The sequence below is a fragment of the Pseudomonas sp. GW821-FHT01A09 genome, from assembly GCF_058986725.1.
The window spans coordinates 24,989-31,405 of the sequence record NZ_JBYSWB010000039.1; the positions used below are offsets into that span (position 1 = coordinate 24,989).

Below are 6,417 nucleotides of genomic sequence, written 5' to 3' on the forward strand. Positions count from 1 at the left end.
AACGGGCTATATAATAGCGATTTGCCAGCGTCCAGGCCCGCGATTGGCGCTGAAGCCAGCAAGAGGGTTCGACGAAATCAAACTGGGCGCTGAATGCTTAGATCGCCAAGTCCCTCTAGCCTGACCGGGCCATACCCTGGAACCCGTGCTGTCAGTTCGAGCGTTCCACCCATCGCCTCCAGATAGCTGCGCAAGGTGGAAATCAGCATATCCGCACGTTTCTCCACCTTTGAAACATTCGCTTGCCTGATGGACAGTAACTCAGCCATTGCTTCCTGGGTCAGGTTGAGTTTTTTACGAAGCGCCTGGAGCGTCAGATATTCCTCGATCAACTCGTCGCCGCGTTTCACTATCTCGGCACGACGGTCCGGAGGTAGTGAATCAAGGACCTCTTCCAGTGTTATTGCCATTACGTTTTATCCTCTTTCAGATCGGCCAGATGCCTGTCAAACCTAGCATCAGCCAGCGTGATCAATGCCTTGTAGAACCTACCTTCGCTCACACCTGATTTGCTACCACCAACTAGCAGGATCGCTCTGCGACGTGGATCAAACGCGAATGCGATTCGCCAGATGCGATTATCTGCACTGCACCGCAGCTCCTTCATATTGGCGTGCCGGGAGCCATTCAGTGTATCAACGTACGGCCGACCCAACTCTGGCCCAAATCGCCCAAGCAAACGCGACTGCGCGATCAAATCATCCTGGACGGCCTCGGGCAGTCGCTTGAACTCACGCAGGAACTCATCACAGATCTTGACTTGCCAGGGCAAAAACACCCCCCAAGGAATATACCCTTAAGTGAATTCTTTTTATACATCGGTGGGCATCCTAGCTCCCTGCGCAGAGAATTTTCAGATGGAAGCACTTCCCCCTCGACAGTCAGCAATCACTGGCAACTGAAAATTTCACGCGTTGCCGACACATGGCCAAATGCCAACCTGCGGGGAACCTTTTCCACCCCCCACACGTCCACTCCCCGAGTCGAGCAACCCGCAGAGCTTTCAGAATCAACACGTTAGCTACCGCCGGTTGCGCTCATGGTTCTTGCGCAGCCCCTCTACAACGGGTGCTGCGGCGAACTGCCTCTCGCGTAACGGGTGTCGGTCCTCCTTGCAGGCTGGCGCCACAGACACCCCTTGCGCCGACTGAAATAAACAGGAGCTCCTCTGTGGCTAAAGGCTATGGCAAAGGGCTGACGGGATGTGCGGCTGCGGTCGTGATCCTCGCCCTGCTGGTCCACTGGATCGGCATCGATACCCTCAAGCAATACCAGGACGATCTTTGGTTCTATCTGCAAGCGCACCTGCTGCTGGTATTGGCTTCGATGCTGGCCGCGCTGGTGGTCGGTATCCCCGCCGGTATCGCGTTGAGCCGCCCGAGCATGGCCGGGCGCGCCGAGCGATTCATGCAGATCTTCAATATCGGTAACACCGTGCCGCCGCTGGCGGTGCTGGCCATCGCCCTGGGTGTGCTTGGCATCGGCAGCGGGCCGGCGATCTTCGCGTTGTTCCTGGCATCCCTGCTGCCCATCGTGCGCAACACCTATGAGGGCCTGAAAAACGTTCAGGGCTCGCTCAAGGAAGCCGCGGTCGGCATCGGCATGACCCCGCGCCAGGTGCTGTTTCAGGTCGAATTGCCCAATGCCGTGCCGATCATCATCGGCGGCGTGCGCGTGGCGCTGGCGATCAACGTCGGTACCGCGCCGCTGTCGTTTCTGATTGGCGCCAACAGCCTGGGCAGCCTGATTTTCCCTGGCATCGCCCTGAACAATCATGCGCAGCTGCTGCTGGGCGCCGTGTGCACGGCCCTGCTGGCGCTGATTCTCGACGGCCTGGTCACCCTGACTAGCCGCCTTTGGCTGGAAAAAGGCCTGGCCCGTTGAGCAAAGGAATACAGATGAACAAGACAAGTGTGCTATTGGCCCTGGCCCTGCTCTGTGCAGGCGCCGCGCAGGCCGCGGAAAAACCGGTGATTCGCCTCGGCGCCCGGGTGTTCACCGAGCAGACCGTGCTCGCCACCCTCACCGCCCAGTACCTGGGCAGCAAAGGCTACGACGTGCAGATCACCGGCGGCCTGGGCAGCAACCTGGCGCGCAGTGCCCAGGAAACCAACCAGCTGGACATGCTCTGGGAATACACCGGGGTGTCGCTGGTGTCCTACAACCATGTCGACGAGAAGCTCGACAGCGCCGCCACCTATCAGCGGGTCAAGGAACTGGACGCGAAAAAAGGCCTGGTCTGGCTTGCACCGTCCAAATTCAGCAACACCTACGCCCTGGCGCTGCCGCAGAAGATTGCCCAGCAGTACCCGCAGATCAACACCATCAGCCAGCTCAATACCGTGGTGCAAAGCGAGCAGGACAAGGGCCACATCCTCGCCCTCGACACCGAGTTCGCCAACCGTTCCGACGGCCTGGTGGGCATGACCAAGGCCTACGGCCTGAGTTTCACCCGCGCCGACATCCGCCAGATGGACGCCGGCCTGGTCTACACTGCGCTGCGTAATGGCCAGGTGTTCACCGGGCTGGTGTACACCACCGACGGGCGCCTGAACGCTTTCCATCTCAAGCTGCTCGAAGACGACAAGCATTACTTCCCCGACTACACCGCCGCCCCGGTAATCCGCAAGGACTATCTGGACAAGCATCCGGACATCGCCGGCCTGATGAAACCCCTGGCCGAGCTACTGGATGACGCCACCATGCGCGAGCTCAATGCCCAGGTCGACGTCGAGCACAAGAGCCCGTCCGTGGTCGCCGCCGACTTCCTGCGCAGCCACCCGGTGGCCGCGCCACAACCGCAGGAGGCACCATGAGCTTCGTAGATGCGTTCTCTCAGCTGGACTGGGCTCAGGTCGCCCACCTGACTTGGCAGCACATCACCCTGGTGGGGATCGCCGTCACCCTGGCGATCGTCATCGGCGTGCCGCTGGGCGTATTGATGACGCGCTTCCCCGCCGCGGCCGGGCCGATCCAGGCCAGCGCCACGGTGCTGCTGACCATCCCCTCGATCGCCCTGTTCGGCCTGCTGCTGCCGGTGTACTCCAAGTTCGGCCAGGGCCTCGGGCCGCTGCCGGCCATCACCGCGGTGTTCCTTTATTCCCTGCTGCCGATCCTGCGTAACACCTACCTCGCCCTCACCGGTGTCGAGCCGGGCATCCGCGAAGCCGCCAAGGGCATCGGCATGACTTTCGGCCAGCGCCTGCGCATGGTCGAGCTGCCCATCGCGGTGCCGGTGATTCTGGCCGGCGTGCGCACCGCCGTGGTCATGAACATCGGCGTCATGACCATCGCCGCCACCATCGGCGCCGGCGGTCTGGGCGTGCTCATCCTGACTTCCATCAGCCGCAGCGACATGTCGATGTTGATCGTCGGCGCCGTGCTGGTCAGTGTCCTGGCGATCATCGCCGACCTGTTCCTGCAATGGCTGCAACGCGCCCTGACTCCCAAAGGATTACTCAAATGATCGAACTTCAGAACCTGACTAAGACCTTCCAAAGCAACGGCAAGACCGTCACCGCCGTCGATTCCGTGAGCTTGACCGTCAACGAAGGCGAGATCTGCGTATTCCTCGGCCCCTCGGGCTGCGGCAAGAGCACCACGCTGAAGATGATCAACCGCTTGATCGCGCCCACCTCGGGCAAGGTGCTGATCAACGGCGAGGACACCACCGGCCTCGACGAAGTGACCTTGCGCCGCAACATCGGCTATGTGATCCAGCAGATCGGCCTGTTCCCCAACATGACCATCGAAGAAAACATCACCGTGGTCCCGCGCCTGCTGGGCTGGGACAAGCAAAAATGCCATGAGCGCGCCCGCGAGCTGATGAGCATGATCAAGCTCGAACCCAAGCAGTACCTGCATCGTTACCCGCGTGAGCTATCCGGTGGCCAGCAGCAGCGGATTGGCGTGATTCGCGCGCTGGCCGCCGATGCACCGCTGCTATTGATGGATGAGCCGTTCGGCGCGGTCGACCCGATCAACCGCGAGATGATCCAGAACGAGTTCTTCGAGATGCAGCGGGCGCTGAACAAGACCGTGATCATGGTCAGCCACGACATCGACGAAGCCATCAAGCTGGGTGACAAGATCGCCATCTTCCGCGCCGGCAAGCTGCTGCAGCTGGATCACCCGGACACCCTGCTGGCCCACCCGGTGGACGATTTCGTCAGCAGCTTCGTTGGCCAGGACAGCACCTTGAAGCGCCTGCTGCTGGTCAAGGCCGAAGACGCCGCCGACAACGCGCCGGCTGTCAGCCCGAGCACGCCGGTGGCCGAAGCATTGGAACTGATGGACGAGCACGACCGCCGCTACGTGGTGGTCACCGATGCCGAGAACAAGGCCATGGGCTACGTGCGCCGTCGCGACCTGCACCGCCAGCAGGGCGCCTGCGGTGACTTCCTGCGACCGTTCAACGCCACGGCGGCGTACGACGAGCACCTGCGCATCCTGTTGTCGCGCATGTACGAGTTCAACCGCAGCTGGCTGCCGGTGCTCAATGCCGAAAATGTGTTCCTGGGCGAAGTGACCCAGGAATCCATCGCCGCCTATCTGAGTTCCGGGCGTTCGCGCGGCATGAAAACCAGCATCGTATCGCCCGCAGAGCAGGTCAGCGCCTGACCCCTGCCTGACGCCGATCCATGTGGTGAGGAGGCTTGCTCCCGAGAGGCCCGAACTGGCACTCCGAGGTGTGTCAGTTACGTCCTCTCGGGACCAAGCCCCTTCACCACAGGATTGCCCATGGGCCAGGAGCCATATCCCGGGGTTTGCACCGTTCACCGGTTTCTCGGGAACATCAGACTGTCATCCGGGTCGGTTAAACAGGAGCACAGAACCCGGATCACCCATACCGCGTGCAAAAACGCGACATTTTTAGTTGATCTATGGCCCCTCACGTCCTAAAGTTCGCGCCGAACGTCCATGCTGGAAACGATCCATCCGGCTCAAGTACTGACGACGAGACAGCAAGGCCATGAGGAACCCGCTTCCAATGGCCTTTTTGCTTTCGGCGACATGCCTTGGGAAGTAGGCGAACCAAAGTGGGGATACGGAGGGCGTTCATTTGCACCCATTTTTCATCTTCATGCAGCTGTCGATCCCATGACGGCCATGATGTTTGCCACCAGGAGTCCCTAGCATGTCGATCCAGGTCGAAGATTACTTCGCGCGCGCAACCTTCGATAAAATGAAGGCTTTCGCCGACAAACAAGAAACCCCGTTCGTGGTCATCGATACCGCGATGATCAGCCAGGCGTACGACGATCTGCGCGCCGGCTTCGAATTCGCCAAGGTCTACTACGCGGTCAAGGCCAATCCGGCCGTTGAAATCATCGACCTGTTGAAAGACAAGGGCTCGAGCTTCGACATCGCCTCGATCTACGAGCTCGACAAGGTGCTCGACCGCGGCGTCAGCCCGGACCGCATCAGCTACGGCAACACCATCAAGAAATCCAAGGACATCCGCTACTTCTACGAGAAGGGCGTGCGCCTGTTCAGCACCGATTCCGAAGCCGACCTGCGCAACATCGCCAAGGCCGCTCCAGGTGCGAAGATCTATGTGCGTATCCTGACCGAAGGCTCGACCACGGCCGACTGGCCCCTGTCGCGCAAATTCGGCTGCCAGACCGACATGGCCATGGACCTGCTGATCCTCGCGCGTGATCTGGGCCTGGTGCCTTATGGCATTTCCTTCCACGTCGGTTCGCAGCAGCGCGACATCAGCGTGTGGGACGCCGCCATCGCCAAGGTCAAGGTAATCTTCGAGCGCTTGAAAGAAGAAGACGGCATCGTCCTCAAGCTGATCAACATGGGTGGCGGCTTCCCGGCCAACTACATCACCCGTACCAACAGCCTGGAAACCTACGCCGAGGAAATCATCCGCTTCCTCAAGGAAGACTTCGGTGACGATCTGCCGGAAATCATCCTCGAGCCAGGCCGCTCCCTGATCGCCAACGCCGGCATCCTGGTCAGCGAAGTGGTACTGGTGGCGCGCAAATCACGCACCGCCGTCGAGCGCTGGGTGTACACCGATGTGGGCAAGTTCTCCGGCCTGATCGAAACCATGGACGAAGCCATCAAGTTTCCGATCTGGACCGAGAAGAAGGGTGAGATGGAAGAAGTGGTCATCGCCGGCCCGACCTGCGACAGCGCCGACATCATGTATGAAAACTACAAGTACGGCCTGCCGCTGAACCTGGCGATCGGCGATCGCCTGTACTGGCTGTCGACCGGTGCCTACACCACCAGCTACAGCGCCGTGGAATTCAACGGCTTCCCGCCGCTGAAGTCGTACTACGTCTAAGCTGCGCTGGATGTGAACAAGCCCGGGCCCAGGTCCGGGCTTTTTTGTGGTGCGCCAGGCATGGCGCGTTGCGCGTAAGCGCAACCAGCTTGGCTGTGGTGGCCACGCTGGTGACT

Annotated in this window: 7 protein-coding genes; 5 read left to right on the forward strand and 2 right to left on the reverse strand. The window is 60.6% G+C overall.

All coding sequences use genetic code 11. From position 1 onward, the window contains the following. Nucleotides 1-77: 77 nt before the first annotated feature. Together AC3WJP_RS27095 and AC3WJP_RS27100 are read right to left on the reverse strand one after the other, a co-directional pair. Nucleotides 78-410, reverse strand: a complete 333-nt coding sequence (locus AC3WJP_RS27095) for an XRE family transcriptional regulator (protein WP_493722536.1) — start codon at nucleotides 408-410, stop codon at nucleotides 78-80. Next, nucleotides 410-772, reverse strand: a complete 363-nt coding sequence (locus tag AC3WJP_RS27100) for a type II toxin-antitoxin system RelE/ParE family toxin (protein ID WP_493722535.1) — start codon at nucleotides 770-772, stop codon at nucleotides 410-412. Before AC3WJP_RS27100 ends, AC3WJP_RS27095 begins: the two co-directional genes overlap by 1 nt. 398 nt (nucleotides 773-1,170) lie before the next feature. Between AC3WJP_RS27100 and AC3WJP_RS27105 the strand changes: the two genes are divergently transcribed. From AC3WJP_RS27105 to AC3WJP_RS27125, 5 genes are all read left to right on the forward strand, one after another. Next, a complete protein-coding gene (locus AC3WJP_RS27105) occupies nucleotides 1,171-1,884 on the forward strand; it encodes an ABC transporter permease (protein WP_493722534.1) in 714 nt (237 codons plus the stop codon). Nucleotides 1,885-1,898: 14 nt separating this feature from the next. After that, a complete protein-coding gene (locus AC3WJP_RS27110) occupies nucleotides 1,899-2,816 on the forward strand; it encodes a glycine betaine ABC transporter substrate-binding protein (protein ID WP_493722533.1) in 918 nt (305 codons plus the stop codon). Continuing rightward, complete coding sequence (locus AC3WJP_RS27115; RefSeq protein WP_493722532.1) at nucleotides 2,813-3,466, forward strand: ABC transporter permease; 654 nt, start codon at nucleotides 2,813-2,815, stop codon at nucleotides 3,464-3,466. Before AC3WJP_RS27110 ends, AC3WJP_RS27115 begins: the two co-directional genes overlap by 4 nt. Continuing rightward, on the forward strand, nucleotides 3,463-4,620 hold the full coding sequence (locus tag AC3WJP_RS27120) for an osmoprotectant ABC transporter ATP-binding protein OsmV (protein WP_493722531.1): 1,158 nt from the start codon (nucleotides 3,463-3,465) through the stop codon (nucleotides 4,618-4,620). Before AC3WJP_RS27115 ends, AC3WJP_RS27120 begins: the two co-directional genes overlap by 4 nt. Nucleotides 4,621-5,137: 517 nt before the next feature. Beyond that, entirely contained in the window at nucleotides 5,138-6,301 is a 1,164-nt protein-coding gene (locus AC3WJP_RS27125) for a type III PLP-dependent enzyme (RefSeq protein ID WP_493722530.1), read from the forward strand. The last annotated feature ends 116 nt before the right edge of the window (nucleotides 6,302-6,417 follow it).

Coding starts and splice junctions, on each gene's coding strand:
- AC3WJP_RS27095 (WP_493722536.1), bottom strand. CDS start 410: ATGGCAATAACACTGGAAGAGGTCCTTGATTCACTACCTCCGGACCGT.
- AC3WJP_RS27110 (WP_493722533.1), top strand. CDS start 1,899: ATGAACAAGACAAGTGTGCTATTGGCCCTGGCCCTGCTCTGTGCAGGC.
- AC3WJP_RS27115 (WP_493722532.1), top strand. CDS start 2,813: ATGAGCTTCGTAGATGCGTTCTCTCAGCTGGACTGGGCTCAGGTCGCC.
- AC3WJP_RS27120 (WP_493722531.1), top strand. CDS start 3,463: ATGATCGAACTTCAGAACCTGACTAAGACCTTCCAAAGCAACGGCAAG.
- AC3WJP_RS27125 (WP_493722530.1), top strand. CDS start 5,138: ATGTCGATCCAGGTCGAAGATTACTTCGCGCGCGCAACCTTCGATAAA.